Below are 21,448 nucleotides of genomic sequence, written 5' to 3'. Positions count from 1 at the left end.
GGTCGGCGGCGGCTACTTCGACGCGTACGCCGCGATGGGCCTGCTGGCCGTCGTCGGGGTGCTCTTCGTCGCCGTGGCGTTCACCGCCAACAGACTGCTGCGGCCGGTGGTGTACTCGCCCGAGAAACTCCTCGCCTACGAGTGCGGGGTGGACCCGGTGGGCGAGGACTGGGCGCACACCCAGATCCGCTACTACGTGTACGCCTTCCTGTACGTGATCTTCGCGGTCGACGCGATCTACCTGTTCCCGTGGGCGACGGTCTTCGCCACCGCCGGGTACGGCGCCGGAACGCTGATCGAGATGTTCCTCTTCATCGGCTTCCTCGCGGTCGGCCTGCTCTACGCCTGGAAGAAGGGCGTTCTGGAATGGACGTGACGCACACCCACTCGCACGGCGCCCAGGGCGGGCCGGTCCCGCTCGGCCTCCCGGACCCGTCCCGCCCCGGTGCCGTCGAGCGCCGCGGCATCGGTCCGCTGGCCCGGCTGGCGCCCGATCCGGTCAAGGTCGTGCTCAACTGGGGCCGCCGCTACAGCCTCTGGTGCTTCAACTTCGGCCTGGCCTGCTGCGCGATCGAGTTCATCGCCGCGTCCATGGCCAAGCACGACTTCATCCGGATGGGCGTCATTCCGTTCGCGCCCGGCCCCCGTCAGGCCGATCTGATGATCGTCTCCGGGACGGTGACCGACAAGATGGCGCCCGCCGTCAAGCGCCTCTACGAGCAGATGCCCGAGCCGAAGTACGTCATCTCCTTCGGCGCCTGTTCCAACTCCGGCGGCCCGTACTGGGACTCCTACTCGGTCACCAAGGGCGTGGACCAGATCATCCCGGTCGACGTCTACGTGCCCGGCTGCCCGCCCAGGCCCGAGGCGCTGCTCCAGGGCATCCTCAAGCTCCAGGAGAAGATCGCCGCCGAGTCGCTGCCCGACCGCTACACCGCGCCCGCGGCGGCGCTGCGCCGCCCGCTGGTGGCGGGGCCGTCGACCGAGGGAGGGGCCTCGTGAGCGAGCGAGCCGTCGAAGGGCGCACCGCCGAGCAGTACGCGGCGTCGGTCGGGGAGTGGGCGACCGGCGCCGAGGCTTACGGGCTGATCACCGTCGACGTCCCCGCCGAGCACTGGATCGAGGCGCTCACCAACGCCCGCGACGTGCTCGGCCTGGGCTTCTTCGACTGGCTGAGTGCCGTCGACGAGCTCGCCGAGGGCTTCTCCGTGGTCGTGCACCTCGCCTCCGCCGACGCCCCGGGCGTCCGCCACCTGACGCTGCGCACCCGGGTGCCGCGGGACGGCGCCGCGCTGCCGACGGCCGTCCCGGTGTACGCGGGCGCCGCCTGGCACGAGCGCGAGACCCACGAGATGTTCGGCATCGACTTCCCCGGGCACCCCTACCTCGCCACCCTGCTGCTGCCGGACGGCTTCGAGGGGTACCCGCTGCGCAAGGAGTTCGTGCTCGCGGCGAGGGTCGCCAAGGCCTGGCCGGGTGCCAAGGAGCCGGGCGAGTCCGACCACGGCGACGGGCCGGCCCGACGCAAGATGCAGCCGGCCGGCGTGCCGGACCCGAACGAGTGGGGGCCGCTGAAGGGCACCCTGCCGCCGGTCGCCGAGCGGCCGGCGCGCGGTGCGCGGGCGGCGGGCGCGGCCGGGCGGACGCCCCGGGCGGCTGCCGGTGCCGCTGCCGCCGCAGGTGAGGAGACGCCGGCGGTGCGGGCGGATCGGCCGCGGCGGACCAGGTCGGTGGCGGAGGGGTCGGCGAGCCAGCCCGGCACCGAGCCGGCCGCTGCCGGTGCCGCTGCCGTTGCCGCCGCAGGTGAGGAGACGGCGGCGGTGCGGGCGGACCGGCCGCGGCGGACCAGGTCGGTGTCCGCCGGCTCGGTCAGCCAGGCCGCGGAGCCGACGGCTGCCGAGGCCGCTGAGGTCGTTGCGCCCGCTGAGGCTGGCGCGCCGGTCGAGCCGAAAGCCGGGCGCCCGGCGCCCGCGCGGACCCGCTCCTCGGACGCGCCCTGGCACCACCCGGTGCCCGCGCACGACGAGCCCGCCTCGCCCGCCGACTCAGCTGCACCCGCGGAGCCCGCTGCGCCGGTCGAGCCCGCCGAGGCGCAGACGCCCGCGGAGCCGGCGGAGCCCGCCGCGCCCGCGGGCGAGCAGGACGAGACCTCGGCCGGACCGGCCGGCCAGGACGGAGGCGGCACGTGAACCTGCTCGACACGGTGCTGCGCTGCGTCGCCACCCTGGTCGTCTTCCTCGTCTTCCCGCTGGTCATCGGCCAGACCGAGCACAAGGTCATGGCGCACATGCAGGGCCGGCTCGGCCCGATGTACGCCGGTGGCTTCCACGGCTGGGCGCAGCTCGTCGCGGACGGCGTGAAGTTCGCGCAGAAGGAGGACATCGTCCCGGCCGGGGCGGACCGCCGGATCTTCCAGCTGGCGCCCGCCGTCTCGCTGCTGCCGTACCTGTTCGTGCTGCTGGCGATCCCGGTCGGCCCGGACGGCTTCGTCGGCCAGGCGATCGACGCCGGCCTGTTCTTCGTGCTGGCCGTGATGGGCGTCGGCGTGATCGGCAAGCTGATGGCCGGCTGGGCCTCGGCGAACAAGTTCTCGCTGCTCGGCGGCCTGCGCACGGCCGCGCAGCTGATGTCCTACGAGCTGCCGATGGTGCTGGCGGCGGCCTCGGTGGCGATGGCCGCCGGCACGCTGTCGCTGCCCGGGATCGTGGACGCCTGGGAGTGGTACTGGCTGCCCTGGCAGCTGATCGGCGCGTTCGTGTTCTTCACGGCCGGCCTGGCCGAGCTCCAGCGCCCGCCGTTCGACATGCCGGTCGCCGACTCGGAGATCATCTTCGGCGCGTACACCGAGTACACCGGGCTGCGCTTCGCACTGTTCCTGCTGTCCGAGTACGTGGGCATCCTGGTGGTGTCGGCGCTGACCGCGGTGCTCTTCCTGGGCGGCTGGCACGGCCCGCTGTCGGACCAGCTCGGCTGGCTCTGGATGATCCTGAAGACCTTCGCGCTGGCCTTCGTGGTCATCTGGCTGCGGGTCACCTACCCGCGTCTGCGCGAGGACCAGCTGATGCGTTTCGCGTGGACCGGGCTGATCCCGCTCGCCCTCGTCCAGCTGGCCCTCACCGGCATCATCAAGGTGGCGATCTCATGAGCGAGCGAAGCGAGCGAATCATCATCAGGCGCGTGTGGGCGAATGCCCCTGCCGGGCGAAGCGAGGTGGGCGCATGAGCTTTCCCGGTGCCGGCCTGGCCAAGGGCTTGGCCGTGACTCTGCGGACGATGACGAAGAAGAGCGTCACCGCGCAGTACCCCGAGGTGCAGCCGGTGCTGCCGCCGCGCTCGCGCGGCGTCATCGCGCTGCTGGAGGAGAACTGCACGGTGTGCATGCTCTGCGCGCGCGAGTGCCCGGACTGGTGCATCTACATCGACTCCCACAAGGAGACGCTGCCGGCAGCCGAGCCGAACGCGCGGGCCCGCACCCGCAACGTGCTGGACCGGTTCGCCATCGACTTCTCGCTCTGCATGTACTGCGGGATCTGCATCGAGGTGTGCCCCTTCGACGCGCTGTTCTGGTCGCCGGAGTTCGAGTACGCCGAGACGGACATCCTGGAGCTGACCCACGAGCGGGACAAGCTCCGCGAGTGGATGTGGACCGTCCCGGCGCCACCGGCGCTGGACCCGGCGGCCGAGGAGCCCAAGGAGATCGCCGCCGCGCGCAAGGCGGCGGACAAACTGGCGGCCGCCGCGGCCGCCGCCGCTTCGGAGGAGGGGGAGGCCCCGTGAGTGCCGCCACCCTGCTCGCGGCGACCGGCTCGTTGGAGCCGGCCGCCCGTTCGTTCCTGTCCCCGACCGGGGTGGAGATCGTCTTCCTGCTGGTCGGTGTCGCCGTGCTGGGCTCGGCCCTGGTCGCCGTCACCACCAAGCAGCTGGTGCACGCCGCGCTCTGGCTGGTGGTCGCGCTCGGCGGGCTGGCGGTGGAGTTCCTGCTGCTCACCGCCGAGTTCATCGCCTGGGTGCAGGTGCTGATCTACCTCGGCTCGGTGATCGTGCTGGTGCTGTTCGGACTGATGCTCACCAAGGCGCCGATCGGGCGTTCGCCGGACGCCGACTCCAAGAACCGCTGGGTGGCCCTGGCCGTGGCGCTTGCCTCGGCCGGGACGCTGGTGACGCTGGTCGTCGACGCCTTCCGGACCTCCTGGATCGACCTCGGCGCGGGGGGCGGCTCGGCCGCCGTCACCGGGGAGAGCCTGTTCCGCCACTGGGTGCTGCCCTTCGAGGCCCTCTCCGTGCTGCTGCTGGCGGCGCTGGTCGGCGCGATCGTGCTGTCGCGCGGGTCGAAGCGGCGGGTGCCGGCGCCCCGGGCGGGCCGGCTGCGCGCCGGTCGGCCGGTCGGGTCGAACGGGACCGTCGCCGCGACCGTGCCCAAGCCGGCCGCTCCCGCCGCCCCCGCCTCTCCCGCGTCGCCGACCACCGAGCAGGAGGGCTGATGCACCTCGCCTACCCCGTCGTCCTCGCCGCGCTGCTGTTCAGCGTCGGCGTGTACGGCGTGCTCGCCCGGCGCAACGCCGTCCTGGTCCTGATGTCCGTCGAGTTGATGCTCAACGCCGTCAACCTCAACCTGGTCGCCTTCGACACCTGGCTGCGCGACTCGCTGCACGCCGGCCAGGCGCTCACCCTGTTCACCATCACCGTCGCCGCCGCCGAGATCGGACTGGGGCTCGCCATCGTCCTGCTGCTGTTCCGGGCCCGGGGCACGGCGGACATCGACCGGGCCACCGCGCTCGGCGACCCGGCCGAGCCGTTCGCCGAGGAGGCGCCGACCGGAGCCGAGGCACTGAAGGGCCAGGCCGCCGCATGAACCTCGCCCTGCCCGTCCTCGTCCCCGTGCTGCCCGCACTCGGTGCCGCCGCGACCCTGGCCGTCGGCAAGAAGGCGCCCGGACTGGCCCGGCCGCTGGCCATCGTGCCGGTCGCCGTCTCGGCCGTGCTCGCCCTGGTCGTCGCCCTCCAGCTCGGCACCGGCCAGGCCCTCGACGCCGCCACCCGGCTCACCCCGACCGGCGGCCCGGACATCGCGCTCGGCCTCCACCTGGACGGCTTCAGCTCGCTGATCTCCGTGCTGGTCGGCCTGGTCGCCACCTGCGTGCAGGTCTACTCGACCGCGTACCTCAAGGAGGACCCGCGCTACCCGTCGTACGCGGCGCTGGTCTCGCTGTTCACCGCGGCGATGTTCCTGGTGGTCTACTCGGGCGACCTGATCGTGCTGCTGGTCGGCTGGGAGGTCATGGGCATCTGCTCGTACTTCCTGATCGGCCACCACTGGGAGACCGAGGACGCCCGCTCGGCCTCGCTGAAGGCCTTCCTGGTCACCAAGCTCGGCGACGTGCCGTTCCTGTTCGGCATCTTCCTGCTCGGCGCGGACGCCGGCAGCTTCCGGGTCCCCGACGTGCTGGCCGCCGCCGGCGACGGGCGGCTCGGCCACCCGACGCTGATCGCCCTGCTGCTGCTCGCCGGGGTGGCCGGCAAGAGCGCGCAGTTCCCGCTGCACACCTGGCTCCCGGACGCGATGGCCGGTCCGACGCCGGTCTCCGCGCTGATCCACGCCGCCACCATGGTCGCGGCCGGCATCTACCTGGTCGCCCGACTGCTGCCGGTGTTCCTGCTGTCGGGTGCGGCGCTGGTCGTGCTCGCGGTGATGGCCGCCGTCACGATGATCGGCTCGGCGCTCTGCGCGCTCGCCCAGGACGACCTCAAACGGGTGCTCGCCTACTCCACCGTCGGCCAGCTCGGCTACATGGCCGGGGCGCTGGCCGCCGGCGACCGCGAGGCCGCCGTCTTCCACCTGGTCAGCCACGGCGCGTTCAAGGCGCTGCTGTTCCTGGCCGCCGGTGTGGTGATCCACGCCGCGCACACCAACTCGATCTCCGCGATGTCCCGGATCCCCGGGCTGCGCAAGCGCGTCCCGGACGCCTACTGGACGATGGGCATCGCGCTCGTCGCCCTGGTCGGGCTGCCGCCGTTCTCCGGCTTCTTCAGCAAGGAGGCGGTGCTGACCGCCGCCGAGCACGCCGCCAACGGCGAGGCGCTCACCAACGGCCTCGGCCCGGCCTCGGCCGTGCCGGAGGCCGCCGGGTGGATCGTACTGATCTCGGCCGCGCTCACCGCGTTGCTCACCGCCGCGTACGCGACCCGGCTCTACCTGCTGGCCTTCCACAGCCCGGCCACTGTCGCGGCCACAGCTGCGGCGTCCGGCGCCGAGCACGAGGCGGACGCGCCGTACTCGCCCGAGCTCGACGAGGCCGACCCGGCCACCGCCGAGCCGGCCGCGATGCGCTGGCCGCTCTGGGTGCTGGCGATCCCGACCATGGGCTTCGGCATCGCCGGGCTGCGCTCGGACTGGCTGCCCGCGCTGCTGGACGGCGGCTCGCTGCGCCCCTCCGCGGTCACCGCCGTCATCGGCACCGGGCTCGCCGTGATCGGCGTGCTCGCGGCCTACGGCGCCTGGCGTTCGGCGACCGCGCGGCTGACCGCCGGCCGACCCGTCCCGGCCGGCACCGGCCGGGTGCCCGAGCAGGCCGGAGCCCCGGCCGCCGAGGTGATCGTCGCCGACCCGGGCCGCACCCTGCTCGGCCCGCTGTTCGGCCCGGCCCGGCACGGCTTCGGCGTCGACCGGCTGTACCACGTGCTGTTCGTCCGCCCGGTGGCCGCCGCCGCCCGACTGGTCCGCTTCCTCGACCGCGAGGTCGTCGAGACCTACGTGCGCGGCAGCGGGGCCGGCGCCAACCTGCTCGGCCGGGCCGTCCGGCTCGCGCAGACCGGCAACGCGCAGACCTACCTCAGCGCACTGCTCGCCGGCGTCGTCCTGCTGGCCGTCCTGGTGGCGGTGTAGCGGATGCCGTACCTCCTCTCCCCGGTTCCCCCGATTCCGACCGCCGCCCGTAGGAGCCCCCGATGAACGCAGTCCTCATCGCCCTCCTGGTGCTGCCGCTGCTCGGCGCCGCGCTCACCCTGGCGCCGGTGTTCGGCCCGGGGCCGGCCGCCGCCGACCGGCGGGCGCTGCGGCTGAACAGCGTCGTCACCGGCGCGGTGTTCCTGCTCACCGTCGCCCTGGCGGCCGGTTTCGACCACGATGAGCCCGCCCGGATGCAGGCCACCACCGACGTGTCCTGGATCCCGGCCCTCAACGTGCGCCTGCACCTCGGCGTGGACGGCGTCTCGCTGCCGCTGATCGTGCTGACCGCACTGCTCACCTTCCTCTGCGCGCTGTACTCGGAGAAGCGGCTGCCGGGCGGGGACGCCCGGGGCGGAACCCCTGATGGGCACCGTCCCTCGGCGAAGGCCTTCGTCGGGTTGTTCCTCCTCCTCGAGGTCGGCATGCTCGCCACCTTCGCGGTGCTGGACCTCCTGCTCTTCTTCCTGGCCTTCGAGATCGTGCTGATCCCGATGTACTTCCTGATCGCCCGCTGGGGGAGCGGCGCGAAGGCCCCCGCCGCCAACCGGTTCATCCTGTACACGCTGCTCGGCTCGGCCGTGATGCTGCTCGGCTTCCTGCTGATCGGCAGCAAGGCCGGCACCTTCGACATGCAGGCCCTGGCCGCCGCGCACGGCGGCGGACTGAGCCACACCACCCAGGTGATCGCCGCGCTGGCGATCATGGTCGGGCTCGCGGTCAAGGCCCCCGCCTGGCCGCTGCACAGCTGGCTCCCGGACGCGCACACCGCCGCCCCGACGGTGGGCTCGGTGCTGCTCGCCGGCGTGCTGCTGAAGATGGGCACGTACGGTCTGGTCCGCGTCCTCCTCCCGGTCGTGCCCGACGGCACCGCGACGCTCGCCCCCTACCTGGGCGCGTTCGCCGCCGTCGGCATCGTCTACGGATCACTGGCCTGTCTGGCGCTGGCCCGCCCCGGCGCCAAGGGCGACCTCAAGCGCCTGATCGCGTACTCCTCCGTCGGCCACATGGGCTTCGTCCTGCTGGGCATCGCCTCCCTCACCCCGGTGGGCGTCAACGGCGCGCTGTTCGCCAACATCGCCCACGGCCTGATCACCGGTCTGCTGTTCTTCGTCGTCGGCGCCCTCAAGGACCGCTACGGCACGGCGGACCTCGACACCCTCGCCGGCGCCACCGGGGCCGCGCTGTACGGCCGGGCCCCGCGGATCGGCGCACTGCTCGCCTTCGCCGCCGTCGCCAGCCTCGGCCTGCCCGGCCTGGCCGGCTTCTGGGGCGAGCTGCTCGCCATGTTCGGCGCGTTCGACCCGGCGGACGGCCTGTCGCGCCCCGCGTTCGTCACCTACATGGTGCTGGCCGGTCTCGGCACCCTCCTCACCGCCGCCTACCTGCTGATCGTGGTCAAGCGCGTCTGCATGGGCGACCCCAAGCAGCCCGCCCCGGTGGACGGGCTCGCCGACCTGCGCCCGTACGAGGCCGTCAGCTGGACGCCGCTGGCCGCCCTCACCCTGCTCGCCGGCCTCTGGCCCGCGCTCCTGCTCGGCCTCTCCGATCCCGCCGTCAAGCACCTCCTCGGGGGTGGCTGACCGTGCTCGGAGCCCAGATCGCCGCACTCGGACCTCACTCCACGGGGCAGCACACTGTGACCTCCCTCGCCGTAGCCAACCCGGGCAGCCTGATCCAGTCCGTGGACTGGGTGGCGATCGCGCCCCCGCTGATCGCCGCGGTGGCCGCCCTCGCCGTCCTGGTCACCGACCTGTTCCTGCCCGAGCGGCACAGGAAGTGGCTCGGCCGCCTCACCGCGGCCGGACTCGCCCTCGCCCTCATCGCGCTCCTCCCCCTCACCGGGGGATCACCCCGGGCGACCTTCTGCGTGCAGAACGTAGCAGGGGCCACTGACAACGCAGGCTGCTCGTACGTCGCCGACCACTTCGCCCTGGTGTTCCAGCTGCTCGCCCTCGGCGGCGCGCTGATCGCGGCGCTGCTCTCCGCGCACACCGTCGAGGAGGAGAAGCTGCCCGGCGGCGAGTACTGGTTCCTGCTGCTCTCCAGCGCCACCGGCGCCGCCCTGCTGCCCGCCTCCCGCGACCTCGCCACCATGGTGATCGCCCTGGAGGTCGCCTCGCTGCCCGCCTTCGCCCTGGTGGCGCTGCGCCGGGACGGCCGGGGCGCCGAGGCCGCGCTCAAGTTCTTCGTCTCCTCCGTCACCGCCACCGCCGTGATGCTGCTCGGCATCGGCTTCGTCTACGCGGCCAGCGGCAGCCTGCACCTCAGCGCCGTCGCGCAGGGCCTGGAGCACGCCCCCGGACAGCTCAAGCCGCTGGCCGAGGCGGGCGCCGTGCTGACCCTGGTCGGGTTCGCCTTCAAGGTCGCCGCCGTCCCGTTCCACTTCTGGGTGCCCGACACCTACACCGGAGCCCCACTGCCGGTGGCCGGCTACCTCTCGGTGGTCGGCAAGGCGGCCGGCCTGTCCGGCCTCGCGCTCGCCACCACCATCGCGTTCCGCCCGTACGCGCACACCTGGGGCCTGGCGCTCGCCGTGCTGGCCGCCGTCACCATGACGGTGGGCAACGTCGGCGCGCTGCGCCAGCGCTTCGACACCCGGTACAGCGCGGTGCGGCTGCTCGCCTGGTCCTCCGTCGGCCAGGCCGGCTACCTGCTGGTGCCGCTCGCCGCCGCCGGCTACGCGCCCACCGGGGTCGACCCGCTGGGCGCCACCGCCGCGTACGCGCTGATCTACGGCGTGGTGAACCTCGGCGCGTTCGGCGTGGTCGCGGCGGTCGGCCGCCGGGCCGGGACGAGCGTGGACGACTTCCGCGGCCTGTTCGCCCGGCGCCGCTGGACGGCCCTCGCGCTCGCCTTCTTCCTGCTCTGCCTGGCCGGGCTGCCGCCGGGCGTGATCGGCCTGTTCGGCAAGGTCGTGGTGTTCCGGGCGGCCGTCGACGCCGGGCTGGGCTGGCTGGCGGTCGTGATGGCCGTCAACGTGGTCGTCGCGCTGTACTACTACCTGCTCTGGACGGCCCGGCTGTTCGCCCCCGCGCCGGACACCGAGCCGCTGGGTGCGGCCGAGGTCGAACGCCGGCTGCCGGCCGGCCTGACCGCCACGCTGGGGCTCACCGCCTCGGTGGCCGTGGTCCTGTCGTTCGCCCCGCAGCTGGTCCTCCAGGTCGCCGGCGGCAGCCTGTTCTGAGCCCGCCGGGGCCGCCCGCGACGGTGGCCGGCCGGGCGGGCGCGGGGGCGGGCGCGGCGCCGAGGCGCCGGTGCCGCGGCGGTGTCACGCCCGTCACAAGGGAACAAGGCCCGGGCCCCCACCCGTTGACCGGGCAAGAGGGACGAGGCAGAAAGGGCTTCCCCACCGCACCATTGGAGGGCCTGACGTGCATCGCCGGCACAACGGACTGAGGACCGCCGTCCTGATCGGCGGACTCTCGGCGCTCATCTTGGTGATCGGCGGTTTCTTCGGCCGGACCGGCTTCGTGATCGCCCTGCTGGTCGCCCTCGGGACCAACGCCTACGCCTACTGGAACAGCGACAAGCTCGCCCTGCGGGCCATGCGGGCCCGGCCGGTCAGCGAGATCGAGGCGCCGCAGCTGTACCGGATCGTCCGCGAGCTCTCCACCGCGGCCCGCCAGCCGATGCCCCGCCTCTACATCTCCCCGACCCCCGCCCCGAACGCCTTCGCCACCGGCCGGAACCCGCGCAACGCGGCCGTCTGCTGCACCGACGGCATCCTGCAGCTGCTGGACGAACGCGAGCTGCGGGGCGTGCTCGGGCACGAGCTGAGCCACGTCTACAACCGGGACATCCTGATCTCCTCGGTCGCCGGGGCGCTCGCCTCGGTGGTGATGTTCCTGGTGAACTTCGCCTGGCTGATCCCCCTCGGTCGCAGCGACGACGACGACGGGCCGGGCCTCTTCGGCATGCTGGCCATCATGATCCTCGGCCCGCTCGCCGCCGGGCTCATCCAGCTGGCGGTCAGCCGCTCCCGCGAGTACCAGGCCGACGCCGACGGCGCCCGGATCACCGGCGACCCGCTCGCCCTGGCCAGTGCCCTGCGCAAGCTCGAAGCCGGCACCCGCCGGCTGCCCCTCCCCCCGGAGCCGCAGCTGCAGACCGCCAGCCACATGATGATCGCCAGCCCGTTCCGTCCGGGCGAGGCCGGTGCGAAGCTCTTCTCCACCCACCCGCCGATGGCGGAGCGCATCGCCCGGCTGGAGCGCATGGCGGGCTACCGGCCCTGAGGCCTCGCCGCCCTGGTGGCGGTGGCGGTTCCGTCAGCCGACCACCTCCTCGTAGGCGCGCCGGAGGCGGCGGACGCCCTCGGGCAGGCGGGTGGGGGTGTCGACCGCGGCGTAGCTGAGGCGGAGGTGGGGGGCCGGGGGCTCGGCCGGGTGGTACGGGCGGCCGGGGGTGACCAGGACGCCGGCGCGCAGGGCGGCCGCGGCGAGGGCCGCGTCGTCGGTGCCGTCGGGCAGCCGCAGCCAGAGGTGGTAGCCACCGGGGCGGTAGGCGCCGAGCAGGCCGGGCAATTCGTGGTGCAGGGCGGCGACGGTGGTGGTGCGGCGGTCCCGCAGTTCGGCGGCGAGGGTGCGCAGGTGGCGGGCCCAGCCCGGGTCGCCGACCAGTTCGAGGGTGGCCTCCTGGAGCGGCCGGGGCACGAAGAAGCTGTCCACCACCTGGGTGGCCCGGAGTCGTTGCAGGGCCGGGCCGCGGGCGGTGAGGGCGCCGACCCGCAGGTTGGGCGAGGTGGGCTTGGTCAGCGAGCGCAGGTGCACCACGACCCCGTCCGGGTCGTCGGCGGCGAGCGGGCGCGGCAGGGCGGGGGCGTCGGCGTGGGCGAGTCGGCGGGCGAAGTCGTCCTCGACGACGAAGGCGCCCGCCGCCCGGGCGATCCGCAGCACCTCGGTGCGGCGCGCGGGGGAGAGCACCGCGCCGGTGGGGTTCTGGAACAGCGGCTGGCAGACGAAGGCCCGGGCGCGGGTGGCGTCGAAGGCGGCGGCCAGCAGGTCGGTGCGGACGCCGTCCGCGTCGACCGGGACGGGGACGGGCCGCAGCCCGGCGGCCCGGGCGACGGCGAGGGTGCCGGGGTAGGTCGGGGACTCCACCAGGACCGGACTGCCGGGGGCGACCAGTGCGCGTAGCGCGATGGTGAGCCCGCTCTGCCCGCCGGCGGTGATCAGGACGTCGCCGGCGCCGAGCGGCCCGCTGTTGCCGCCGATGTCGCGGGCGAACCAGCCGCGCAGCTCGGTGAGGCCGTCGGCGGGCGGGCGGTCCCAGGCGCCGGGGCGCCGGCCGGCCCGGGCGAGGGCGGCGGCGAGCAGCCGCTCGGGCAGCAGGGAAGCGTGCGGGTAACCGCCGTTGAGGTCGACGACGTCGGGCGGCGGCACGTTCAGGATGCCGAACAGCGGGTCGGCGGCGAGGTCGCGGGGGCCGGAGTCGGCGCTCAGCGCGACCTCCTGCCAGGAGAGGTCGCCGGGCCGGGCGGCGGACGCGGTGGCGGGCGAGCCGCCGGTGAAGGCCGAGGCCCGGAACACCCCGGCGCCCGGCCGGGAGACCACCAGGCCCTCGGCGGCGAGCAGCGCGATGGCCCGGGAGACCGTCACCGGGCTGACCTGGTGACGTTCCACCAGGGCCCGGCTGGACGGCAGCTTTCGTCCTTCCGGGTAGCGCTCGACCTCCGGTCGCAACCTGTCGGCGAGTTCGGCCCCACTGCTACGCTCGTTCATGACGGCACAAGATAGCGCTACCCGCCCGATGGCGATAGCACCACAGAGCCCCGCCTCCGGCACCGCCCTGGCCGCCCTCGGGGTGGCCTCCTTCTCGCTCAGCTTCCCCGCCACCGCGTGGGCCCTGACCGGCTTCGGCCCGTGGACCGCGACCGGGCTGCGCGGCGCCGTGGCCGGCCTGCTCGCCGCGCTCTACCTGGCCGCCGCCCGCGCCCCGCTGCCGCCCCGGCGGCACTGGCCGGCCCTGCTGGTGGTGTCGGGGGGCTGCGTCCTGGGCTTCCCGCTGCTGACCACGCTCGCCCTGCGGACCTCCTCGACGGCCCACTCCGCGGTGGTCATCGGCGTCCTGCCGCTGGCCACGGCGGTGTTCGCGGCGCTGCGGACCGGGCGCCGGCCGTCCCGGGCGTTCTGGGCGGCGGCGCTGGCCGGGGCGGTGGCGGTGCTCGCCTTCACCCTGCTGCAGAGCCACGGCCAGCCGACCGTCGCCGACCTCCACCTGTTCGTGGCGCTGCTGGTCTGCGCGGCCGGGTACGCGGAGGGCGGACGGCTCTCCCGCGACCTGCCGGGCGCCCAGGTGATCGCCTGGGCGGTGGTGGCCGCGCTGCCGGTGACACTGCTGACCACCGCGCTCGCCCTTCCCGCCGAGCCGGTCCACCTCGGGGCGAAGGCGCTGGCCGGGCTGGCGTACACGGCGGCGGTGTCGCAGCTCGGCGGCTTCGTGCTCTGGTACCGGGGGATGGCGGCGATCGGGGTGCCGAGGGCCAGCCAACTGCAGCTCGGGCAGCCGCTGTTGACGCTGGTCTGGTCGGTGCTGCTGCTGGGCGAGGAGCTGCCGACGGCGGCACCGGTCACGGCCGGGGTGGTGCTGGTCTGCATCGCCGTCACGCAGCGCGCCCGTACCTGAGACGGGTACGGGCGCGCGGACCACCGGGTCGTCAGGACGGGGTGCCCGCCTCGGGGCGGTAGACGCAGAGCGCGCAGATGATGAAGATGTCCAGCGCGATCACCACGAGCGACCAGAGCGGGTAGTACGGCAGCACCAGGAAGCTCTCGAGGGCGCTCAGCGCGGTGAGGAAGATGCCGGCGAAGCGGGCCCAGGCGGCACCCTTCAGGAGGAACGCGCCGACCACCGCGACCAGGACGCCGATGATGATGTGGATCCAGCCCCAGCCGGTGAGATCGAACCGGAAGACGTAGCGGGGGGTGTGGACGAAGAGGTCGTCGTTGGAGACCGCCATGATGCCCCGGAAGACCTCCATGATGCCGTTGATCAGCATCAGCACACCCGCGAACATCACCAGGCCGGGGGCCCAGTCGCTGAACGCGTTGCCCGGCGTCGGCTGCGGTGTGCCGGAGCCGGTGCGCCAGGGCTGCTCGGGGTTGGACGACGGGCTGCTCATGGGCTCCTCCAAGGGCCGAACGGGCCTGGGGGCGGACCGTACGGACTTCGACCGTCCGTCGGGCCGGGGCGCCGGGCAACCGGGTGGGGGCCGTTCGAGTGACGCGTCGTGCGCGGCCCCGGGCAGCCCCGGGTGGCGACTGGTAGTGGTTGTCCGACTACTGTCCGGCCCCGGTCCGGCCCCGAGCACGGAAGGCGCGCTGCGTGACTCTTCTGCCGAAGGACGTCGTCGAGCAGGCCCCGCACCCGTCGCGCGCCCCCCGGCTGGAGCACTGGTTCACCGCCCGGCGCCGCCGCCGCGGCCGGGCGCTGGTGGGCTGGCTGACCACCACGGACCACAAGCGCATCGGCACCCTCTACATGACCACCGCCTTCCTGTTCTTCCTGGTCGGCGGCCTGATGGCGATGCTGATGCGCCTCGAACTGGCGCGCCCCGGAATGCAGTTGCTCGACAATCAGCAGTTCAACCAGCTGTTCACCATGCACGGCACGATCATGCTGCTGATGTTCGCCACCCCGCTGTTCGCCGGCTTCGCCAACTGGATCATGCCGCTGCAGATCGGCGCGCCCGATGTGGCCTTCCCGCGGCTGAACGCGCTCGCCTACTGGCTCTACCTGTTCGGCTCGCTGATCGCCGTGTTCGGCTTCCTGACCCCGGACGGCGCCGCCGACTTCGGCTGGTTCGCCTACGCGCCGCTGAACAGCGCCGAGCACAGCCCCGGCCTCGGCGCGGACCTGTGGATCATGGGACTGGCCTTCTCCGGCTTCGGCACGATCCTGGGCTCGGTCAACTTCATCACCACGATCGTCTGCCTCCGGGCACCCGGCATGACCCTGTTCCGGCTGCCGATCTTCGTCTGGAACATCCTGCTCACCGCCGTGCTGGTGCTGTTCGCCTTCCCGGTGCTCGCCGCCGCACTGCTCTGCCTGGAGTCGGACCGCAAGTTCGGCTCGCACGTCTTCGACGCGGCCAACGGCGGGGCGATGCTGTGGCAGCACCTGTTCTGGTTCTTCGGCCACCCCGAGGTGTACATCATCGCGCTGCCGTTCTTCGGCATCGTCACCGAGATCATCCCGGTGTTCAGCCGCAAACCGGTCTTCGGCTACTCCGGCCTGATCGGCGCGACCATCGCCATCACCGGGCTGTCGATCACGGTCTGGGCGCACCACATGTTCGTCACCGGACAGGTGCTGCTGCCGTTCTTCTCGATCATGACGATGCTGATCGCGGTGCCGACCGGGGTGAAGTTCTTCAACTGGATCGGCACCATGTGGCACGGATCGCTGAGCTTCGAGACGCCGATGCTGTGGACGGTCGGCTTCCTGGTCACCTTCCTGTTCGGCGGCCTCACCGGGGTGCTGCTGGCCTCGCCGCCGGTCGACTTCCACGTCTCCGACTCGTACTTCGTCGTCGCGCACTTCCACTACGTGGTCTTCGGCACCGTCGTCTTCGCGATGTTCGCCGGATTCCACTTCTGGTGGCCCAAGTTCACCGGGCGGATGCTGGACGAGCGGCTCGGGCGGATCCACTTCTGGACCCTCTTCGCCGGCTTCCACGCGACCTTCCTGGTGCAGCACTGGCTCGGCGCCGAGGGCATGCCGCGCCGGTACGCGGACTACCTGGCCTCGGACGGCTTCACCACGCTCAACACCGTCTCCAGCATCGGCTCCCTGCTGCTCGGCGCCTCCACCCTGCCGTTCCTCTACAACGTCTGGAACACCGCCCGCTACGGGGAGAAGGTGACCGTCGACGACCCGTGGGGGTACGGACGGTCGCTGGAGTGGGCCACCTCCTGCCCGCCGCCGCGGCACAACTTCGTCCGGCTGCCGAGGATCCGCTCCGAGTCCCCGGCCTTCGACCTGCACCACCCCGCCATCGCCGAGCTCGACCGGCGGCAGAACGCGCGGGAACCGCTGCGCTGAGCGGGGGCGGGGCTGGGACGGGTCGGGCGGTCGGCGGCGGAAAGCCCGGGCCGGCTTGCGCGGACCGGTTCGTGCGGGGCTTCCGCTCGTTAGGATGAACGCGTGCCCCGCCGGCTCCGGGGCGCGGCATCCGGAGGGAGTGGGCCGTCATGGCAGACGAGAGGCACGCCCCGGCGGCCGTGGAAGCGCCCGCCCGACGGCGTGGCCAGGGGGAGCTGGAGGCGCAGGTGCTGGCGGTGCTCCAACAGGCGCCCGGCCCGGCCACCGCGGGGTGGGTCCAGGAGCGCCTGGAGGGCGATCTGGCGTACACCACGGTGATGACCATCCTGTCCCGGCTGCACGCCAAGAACGCCGTCTCGCGGAGCCGTTCGGGACGCTCCTACCTGTGGCAGGCCTCCTCCGACGCGGCCGGGCTGGCGGCGCTGCGGATGCGCCGGATGCTCGACGGGGAAGCGGACCGGGACGCCGTCCTGGCCAGCTTCGTGACCGCGCTGCTCCCGCATGACGAGGACCTGCTACGGGCGCTGCTCGACGCCGCGTCCGCCGATCCGGCAGCGGCCGACCGTGAGAGCTGACCCGTGGGCTTCTTCGTCTTCCTCCCGCTCATCCTGCCGCTGACCGCGGTACCGATCGCGCGTCTCACCGAGCAGCACCTGCACCCGCGCGGCGCGACCCGGCTGATGACCGTGATCAGCGCGGTGCTGGCGGTGTGCAGCGTGCTCTGCCTCGGGCTGATCGGCGTGGTGGGCACCGCGCAGATCCCCGGCAACCCGCTCCCGGACAGTTGGTCCGACCCGGAGGTGCGGGCCGCGCTGCCGTATCACGAGACGGTCGGGACGGCCGCGATGTGGCTGCTGGTCCTGGTGTCCGCGGCCTGCGCCCGGACGGTCGGCCGGCACCTGCGGGTGCGGTCCCGGGCCCGGCGGGCGCTGACCGGGCTGCCGGCGGGGCCCGGGCCGGTCGGCGACCTCGCGGTGCTGCCGGACCGCAGCCCGTACGCGTACGCGCTGCCCGGCTCGCCGGGGCGGGTGGTGGTCTCCACCGGGATGCTGGCCGGGCTGCCCGAGGACGAGCGCGAGGCGCTGCTCGCGCACGAGCGGGCGCACCTGCGCCACCACCACCACCGGTACCTGCTGACCACCCAACTGGCCGCCTGCGTCAACCCGTTCCTGCGGCCGCTGCAGCACGCGGTGGCGTTCAGCGCGGAGCGGTGGGCGGACGAGGAGTCGGCCCAGGAGGTGGGGGACCGCCGGATCACCGCGCGGGCGGTGGCCCGGGCGGCCCTGGTGTCGCACACGACCCCGGCGCCCGGTTTCGCGGCCTTCGCCGCTCCGACGGCCGCGCCCGGCCCGGTGCCGCGCCGGGTCGCCGCGCTGCTCGGCCCGGTGCCGACCTCCCGCAACTGGCCCCCGGCGAAGACCCGGGCGGGTCTGGCCGCGATGGTCGCCGCGGCCGGTACGGCGGCGTCGGCGCTTTGCGCGCTCAACGCCGCCGTGGCCCTGCTGGTGGTGCTGAAGGCCGTCACCCCGCTGTAGGCCGTCGCCCGCCGCCGGCCGTCACCCCGCGGTAGGCCGCCCGGCGGCGAGTGCGTCCAGGGCGGCCTCGGCGTCCGCCCGGGACTTCGCGGCGAGCGGCTGCAGCCCGGCCAGGGCGGGGACGTCGTCGGCGCGGGTGAGCTCCGCGATGTGCAGGCGCTCGGGCGGGACGCCGAGGTTGGTGAAGTAGGCCCGCAGGTAAGGGATCTGAAAGTCGAACCCCTCGCGCGGGGTGCCCGGGCCGTAGCCGCCACCACGGGCGGCGGCGATCACCACCCGGGTGCGGCGCAGCAGGCTCTCGCCGGTGGCCGGGTCGGTGTAGCTGCCGGGGAAGCCGATCCGATCGAACCAGGCCTTGAGCGCGGCCGGGACGGCGAAGTTGTACATCGGCACGCCGAGCAGCACGGTGTCGGCGGCGAGCAGCCGGTTGATCAGCGGGTGGGTGAGGGACCACTCGCGTTCCTCGTCCGGGCCTTCGGCGAGGGCGGCGACGTCGGCGACCGGGACGGTCCCCTTGCGCTCGACGCGGCGGCCGAGGGCCGCGTACCCGGCGCCGATCGGGGCGACGGGTTCGGCGGTGAGGTCCCGGTAGACGTAGCGGCCGGCGGCGCCGTGCCGGGTACGCCAGGCGGCGGCGAACCGGGCGGTCAGCGCGCGGCTGACCGAGTCGCCGAGGCTGATGCTGGAGTCCAGGTGCAGCAGGGTGGTGGTGGTCACAGCGTTCTCCCGTCACTTTGGTGCTGGGCGGATCGTCATCGGTGTGACGGGCCGGGCCGAGGAAAGGTGACCGATGGACCGGGACGAGGTGCTGGCGGCGAGGTTCGAGGCCGAGCGGGGGCGGCTGCGGGCGGTCGCCCAGCGGATGCTCGGGTCGACGGGCGAGGCGGAGGAGGCCGTCCAGGAGGCGTGGCTGCGGCTGCACCGGGCCGGGCCGGACGAGGTGGACAACCTGCCGGGCTGGCTGACCACGGTGGTCTCCCGGATCTGCCTGGACGTGCTGCGGGCCCGCGCGGTGCGCCGCGAGGAGCCGGTCGGCGACGCGCTGCCGGATGCGGCGGGGGCCGCTGCCGCGGCGGGCGACGGGACGGTGGGCGAGGGGACGGACCCGGAGCGGGAGGCGCTGCTGGTCGAGTCGGTGGGCCGGGCGCTGCTGGTGGTGCTGGACCGGCTGGGGCCGGCCGAGCGGGTCGCCTTCGTGCTGCACGACGGCTTCGCGGTGCCGTTCGAGCAGATCGCGCCGATCGTCGGCCGGACCCCGGTGGCCGCCAAGAAGCTGGCCAGCCGGGCCCGGCAGCGGGTGCGGGGGACAGCCGCGCTGGCGCCGGAGCGCCTGGCCGGGCACCGGCGGGTGGTGGAGGCGTTCCTGGCCGCCGCCCGGGGCGGGGATCTGGACGCGCTGTTGGCGGTGCTGGCGCCGGACGTCGTGCGCCGGGCCGATCCGGCCGCGCTGCCGGCCGGTCGGTCCCCGGTGGCCCGGGGCGCGGCGACGGTGGCCCGGGAGACGACGGTGTTCGGCCGGCGGGCCCGGTTCGGCGCGGTGGCGCTGGTGGACGGGGCACCGGGGATCGTGATCGCCCCGGGTGGGCGGTTGCGGCTGGTGCTGCGGGTGGCGGTGGCGGACGGCCGGGTGGCCGGCTACGAGGTGATTGCCGACCCGGCCCGGCTGGCCGCCCTGGAGCTGGCCGTGCTGCCGGGGTGACCGGGGCGGGCCCTACTCGGTGAGCCGGACGATCGTCTTGCCGGTGTTGGCGCCCCGCAGCAGGCCGAGGAAGGCGTCCACCACGTGCTCGAAGCCGTGCACGACCGTCTCGTCCGGGACCACCGCGCCGGAGCGCAGGTGCGGCACCAGGAAGTCGTACAGCTCGGGGCGGGCGTCGCGGTGGTCACGGACCAGGAAGCCCTCCAGGCGCAGGCTCTTGCCGACCACGTCGAAGAGGTTGCGCGGTGCGGCGGTGGCGGCGGCAGGACTGGATCCCGCCCGCGACCGTCGACGTCGAGGACGACACGGTGGCCGTCTCGCTGGTCTCGCAGGGCCTCGGCATGGCGATCATGCCCCGGACCGCGCTGCTCGGTGCCCCGGCCGGCCTCGCCGTCACCGACCTCGGGCCGCACCCGCCCAGCCGCTTCGCCGGGTACGTCACCACGCCCGAGCCGGCCGGGACGGCCGCCGTCCGGGCGCTGATCCGCGAACTGCGCGAGCTCCCGCTGCCGGACGGGCTGACGGCGGCCTGACCGGCCGTCGGACGCAGGGCGCGTCCCGACCGCCCGTCAGCCGTCGAGCGCGTCCCGGAGCCTGCGGAACTCGGCGGCCAGCGCGTCCAGCGTGTAGTGCGCGTTGAGCCCGCTCGGGTTGGGCAGCACCCACACCTCGGTGTCGCCGATGCCCTCCGGCTGGCGGCCGATCGCGGCCCGCCGCTGCCCGAAGGCCGTCCGGTAGGCGCCGATGCCGAGCACGGCCAGCACGCGCGGACGCAGCCGCAGCACGCGGTCGGTGAGCGCGGCGCCGCCCTCGCGCAGCTCCTCGCCGGTCAGCTCGTCGGCCTTGGCGGTGGCGCGCGCCGCGACGTTGGTGATGCCCAGGCCGAGCGCGGGCAGCTCGCCCTGCTCGTCCGGGCGCAACTGGCGCGCGGTGAAGCCGGAGCGGTGCAGGGCGGGCCAGAAGCGGTTGCCGGGGCGGGCGAAGTGGTGCCCGGTGGCGCCGGACCACAGGCCCGGGTTGATGCCGCAGAACAGCACCCGCAGCCCGGGCCCGGTGACGTCCGGGATGGTGGTGTCCTTGGCGGCCAGCAACTGCTCGGCGGTGGGCTTCACTGAGGGGTGGGGCTGAGTCGGCACTCGGCCAAGTCTGCCCTCCCCCGGGCGAGTCCGGTACGCCGGTTCCTCAGCAGGAGCAGGCCGAACACCACCACGGCCGCGTACGCCCAGCCCGCGAAGATGTCGACGATGAAGTGCTCGGCGCCGTACACCAGGGTGAACGCCATCGCGAGCGGATAGGCGACCAGCAGCGCCCGCAGCCAGGGGCGGGCCGTCGGCCAGAAGAAGAACAGCAGCATCGCCGGGTAGGCCGAGTGCAGCGAGGGCATCGCGGCGACGTCGTTGGCGAACTGGCTGCCGTTCTCGACCAGCGAGTCGGCCTGCGGCAACCCGCTGGAGGAGATCACGTCCCACACCACCCGGGTGAGCCCCGGCAGGTGGCCCTCCTGGGCGACCAGCCACGGCGGGTCGGCGGGGTAGAGCAGGTACGTCGCGAAGCCCGCGAAGGTGAGCAGCAGGTAGCAGGAGAGCAGTTGCCGGAACCGGTCGTGCCGGCGCCGCCAGAGCACCGCGAGCAGGACGAAGACCAGGAAGAAGTGCGAGAGGTAGACGGCGGCGGCCGCGTAGTCGTACCAGTGCGGCGAGCCGGGCGTCCACAGCGCGTGCTGGAGCCGGACGGTCCAGGTCTCTCCGAAGCCGAGCACCTCGTCGGCGCGCAGCTGCGGCAGCCAGTGCGGGGCCCACGGGGTGTGCGCGCCGTAGCCGCGCAGCAGCGAGTACGTCCAGACCGCGGCCATCACCGGCACCCAGTCGCGCAGGACCAGCAGGAAGCTGCGCCAGCCGTGCCCGCTGTGGACGGCGGCGGTCAGCAGCGCGCCGATCAGCCAGCAGAACACCACGTCGTTGGCGGACGGCAGGCCCTCGGCCCGCAGGTACCAGACGAAGCCGAGCAGGTAGAGCGGCCAGGCCAGCAGCCGCAGTCTCGCCAGGGCGGGGTGTCGGCGGGGCGGGGTCACGGGGCGCAGTCGCCCGGCCCGCACGGGCGGTGGTGGGGCCGGGCGGAGCAGCTTGGTCATGCGCACTGAAACTAGCAAGACAAACTTGGAGGACTCTGGGTGGACGGTGACCGGATCTTAAGAATTGCCCCGGCCGGCGGTAGCCCCGACCGGCCGG

General features: G+C 73.9%; 22 protein-coding genes and 1 pseudogene. 17 read left to right on the top strand and 6 right to left on the bottom strand.

Annotated elements, in window-relative coordinates:
- Positions 1–34 precede the first annotated feature (34 nt).
- The 11 genes from ACIO5E_RS26625 to htpX all read left to right on the top strand — a co-directional run bounded on the left by ACIO5E_RS26625 (position 35) and on the right by htpX (position 11,179).
- Positions 35–376 (top strand): NADH-quinone oxidoreductase subunit A, encoded by a 342-nt coding sequence (locus tag ACIO5E_RS26625; RefSeq protein WP_371522778.1) that lies wholly within the window; start codon positions 35–37, stop codon positions 374–376.
- The gene (locus ACIO5E_RS26620) at positions 367–1,002 is read left to right on the top strand and encodes an NADH-quinone oxidoreductase subunit B (protein WP_400672258.1); all 636 of its coding nucleotides are present in this window, start codon (positions 367–369) and stop codon (positions 1,000–1,002) included. Before ACIO5E_RS26625 ends, ACIO5E_RS26620 begins: the two co-directional genes overlap by 10 nt.
- Positions 999–2,189 carry an NADH-quinone oxidoreductase subunit C gene (locus tag ACIO5E_RS26615; protein ID WP_400672256.1) on the top strand — a complete coding sequence of 397 codons (1,191 nt, stop codon included), beginning with the start codon at positions 999–1,001 and terminating at the stop codon, positions 2,187–2,189. Before ACIO5E_RS26620 ends, ACIO5E_RS26615 begins: the two co-directional genes overlap by 4 nt.
- The gene (gene nuoH, locus ACIO5E_RS26610; RefSeq protein ID WP_400672254.1) at positions 2,186–3,145 is read left to right on the top strand and encodes an NADH-quinone oxidoreductase subunit NuoH; all 960 of its coding nucleotides are present in this window, start codon (positions 2,186–2,188) and stop codon (positions 3,143–3,145) included. The genes ACIO5E_RS26615 and nuoH overlap by 4 nt, the downstream gene beginning before the upstream one ends.
- A 73-nt stretch (positions 3,146–3,218) precedes the next feature.
- Complete coding sequence (locus tag ACIO5E_RS26605; RefSeq protein ID WP_400672252.1) at positions 3,219–3,776, top strand: NuoI/complex I 23 kDa subunit family protein; 558 nt, start codon at positions 3,219–3,221, stop codon at positions 3,774–3,776.
- A complete protein-coding gene (locus ACIO5E_RS26600) occupies positions 3,773–4,480 on the top strand; it encodes an NADH-quinone oxidoreductase subunit J (protein WP_400672250.1) in 708 nt (235 codons plus the stop codon). The genes ACIO5E_RS26605 and ACIO5E_RS26600 overlap by 4 nt, the downstream gene beginning before the upstream one ends.
- A complete protein-coding gene (gene nuoK / locus ACIO5E_RS26595) occupies positions 4,480–4,851 on the top strand; it encodes an NADH-quinone oxidoreductase subunit NuoK (RefSeq protein ID WP_400672248.1) in 372 nt (123 codons plus the stop codon). The genes ACIO5E_RS26600 and nuoK overlap by 1 nt, the downstream gene beginning before the upstream one ends.
- The gene (locus tag ACIO5E_RS26590) at positions 4,848–6,881 is read left to right on the top strand and encodes an NADH-quinone oxidoreductase subunit L (protein WP_400672245.1); all 2,034 of its coding nucleotides are present in this window, start codon (positions 4,848–4,850) and stop codon (positions 6,879–6,881) included. Before nuoK ends, ACIO5E_RS26590 begins: the two co-directional genes overlap by 4 nt.
- 62 nt (positions 6,882–6,943) lie before the next feature.
- A complete protein-coding gene (locus tag ACIO5E_RS26585; RefSeq protein ID WP_400672243.1) occupies positions 6,944–8,524 on the top strand; it encodes a NuoM family protein in 1,581 nt (526 codons plus the stop codon).
- A gap of 56 nt (positions 8,525–8,580) precedes the next feature.
- The gene (locus ACIO5E_RS26580) at positions 8,581–10,128 is read left to right on the top strand and encodes an NADH-quinone oxidoreductase subunit N (RefSeq protein ID WP_400672240.1); all 1,548 of its coding nucleotides are present in this window, start codon (positions 8,581–8,583) and stop codon (positions 10,126–10,128) included.
- A 187-nt stretch (positions 10,129–10,315) separates the two neighbouring features.
- Positions 10,316–11,179 (top strand): zinc metalloprotease HtpX, encoded by an 864-nt coding sequence (gene htpX, locus ACIO5E_RS26575; protein WP_400672238.1) that lies wholly within the window; start codon positions 10,316–10,318, stop codon positions 11,177–11,179.
- 33 nt (positions 11,180–11,212) lie between these two features.
- Here htpX and ACIO5E_RS26570 read toward each other — a convergent pair whose 3' ends face one another.
- Positions 11,213–12,664 carry a PLP-dependent aminotransferase family protein gene (locus ACIO5E_RS26570; protein WP_400672236.1) on the bottom strand — a complete coding sequence of 484 codons (1,452 nt, stop codon included), beginning with the start codon at positions 12,662–12,664 and terminating at the stop codon, positions 11,213–11,215.
- Between the two features lie 28 nt (positions 12,665–12,692).
- Between ACIO5E_RS26570 and ACIO5E_RS26565 the strand changes: the two genes are divergently transcribed.
- Positions 12,693–13,568 (top strand): DMT family transporter, encoded by an 876-nt coding sequence (locus ACIO5E_RS26565; protein ID WP_400672233.1) that lies wholly within the window; start codon positions 12,693–12,695, stop codon positions 13,566–13,568.
- A gap of 31 nt (positions 13,569–13,599) precedes the next feature.
- Here the strand turns inward: ACIO5E_RS26565 and ACIO5E_RS26560 are convergent, their stop codons facing one another.
- Positions 13,600–14,064, bottom strand: a complete 465-nt coding sequence (locus ACIO5E_RS26560) for a hypothetical protein (RefSeq protein WP_400672230.1) — start codon at positions 14,062–14,064, stop codon at positions 13,600–13,602.
- A 263-nt stretch (positions 14,065–14,327) separates the two neighbouring features.
- Between ACIO5E_RS26560 and ctaD the strand changes: the two genes are divergently transcribed.
- The 3 genes from ctaD (at position 14,328) to ACIO5E_RS26545 (ending at position 17,521) form a co-directional block, all read left to right on the top strand.
- The gene (ctaD, locus tag ACIO5E_RS26555; protein WP_400672341.1) at positions 14,328–15,986 is read left to right on the top strand and encodes a cytochrome c oxidase subunit I; all 1,659 of its coding nucleotides are present in this window, start codon (positions 14,328–14,330) and stop codon (positions 15,984–15,986) included.
- 149 nt (positions 15,987–16,135) lie between these two features.
- Positions 16,136–16,561: a BlaI/MecI/CopY family transcriptional regulator gene (locus ACIO5E_RS26550; protein ID WP_280675309.1), complete on the top strand. Its 426-nt coding sequence runs from the start codon at positions 16,136–16,138 to the stop codon at positions 16,559–16,561.
- A gap of 3 nt (positions 16,562–16,564) precedes the next feature.
- Positions 16,565–17,521: a M48 family metalloprotease gene (locus ACIO5E_RS26545; RefSeq protein WP_400672227.1), complete on the top strand. Its 957-nt coding sequence runs from the start codon at positions 16,565–16,567 to the stop codon at positions 17,519–17,521.
- Between the two features lie 21 nt (positions 17,522–17,542).
- Here the strand turns inward: ACIO5E_RS26545 and ACIO5E_RS26540 are convergent, their stop codons facing one another.
- Positions 17,543–18,238, bottom strand: coding sequence for an FMN-dependent NADH-azoreductase (locus ACIO5E_RS26540; protein ID WP_400672224.1), 696 nt, complete (start codon positions 18,236–18,238; stop codon positions 17,543–17,545).
- Between the two features lie 73 nt (positions 18,239–18,311).
- Here ACIO5E_RS26540 and ACIO5E_RS26535 point away from each other — a divergent pair, with 73 nt between their 5' ends.
- Positions 18,312–19,220: a sigma-70 family RNA polymerase sigma factor gene (locus ACIO5E_RS26535; RefSeq protein ID WP_400672222.1), complete on the top strand. Its 909-nt coding sequence runs from the start codon at positions 18,312–18,314 to the stop codon at positions 19,218–19,220.
- Positions 19,221–19,232: 12 nt separating this feature from the next.
- On the opposite strand, the pseudogene ACIO5E_RS26530 reads toward ACIO5E_RS26535, so the two are convergent.
- Positions 19,233–19,472, bottom strand: a pseudogene (locus ACIO5E_RS26530) (NADP-dependent oxidoreductase); the annotation flags it as partial.
- On the opposite strand from ACIO5E_RS26530, the gene ACIO5E_RS26525 reads away from it, so the two are divergent.
- On the top strand, positions 19,466–19,753 hold the full coding sequence (locus ACIO5E_RS26525; RefSeq protein WP_400672219.1) for a LysR substrate-binding domain-containing protein: 288 nt from the start codon (positions 19,466–19,468) through the stop codon (positions 19,751–19,753). The pseudogene ACIO5E_RS26530 and the gene ACIO5E_RS26525 sit on opposite strands and share 7 nt — an antisense overlap.
- Positions 19,754–19,789: 36 nt before the next feature.
- On the opposite strand, the gene mug is transcribed toward ACIO5E_RS26525, so the two are convergent.
- Together mug and ACIO5E_RS26515 are read right to left on the bottom strand one after the other, a co-directional pair.
- Entirely contained in the window at positions 19,790–20,356 is a 567-nt protein-coding gene (gene mug, locus ACIO5E_RS26520) for a G/U mismatch-specific DNA glycosylase (RefSeq protein ID WP_400672217.1), read from the bottom strand.
- Complete coding sequence (locus ACIO5E_RS26515; RefSeq protein ID WP_400672214.1) at positions 20,329–21,351, bottom strand: phosphatase PAP2 family protein; 1,023 nt, start codon at positions 21,349–21,351, stop codon at positions 20,329–20,331. Before ACIO5E_RS26515 ends, mug begins: the two co-directional genes overlap by 28 nt.
- Positions 21,352–21,448 lie beyond the last annotated feature (97 nt).

It is taken from the genome of Kitasatospora sp. NPDC087314 (genome assembly GCF_044744365.1).
Classification (GTDB): domain Bacteria; phylum Actinomycetota; class Actinomycetes; order Streptomycetales; family Streptomycetaceae; genus Kitasatospora.
This window is presented reverse-complemented; position numbering and strand designations above follow the sequence as displayed.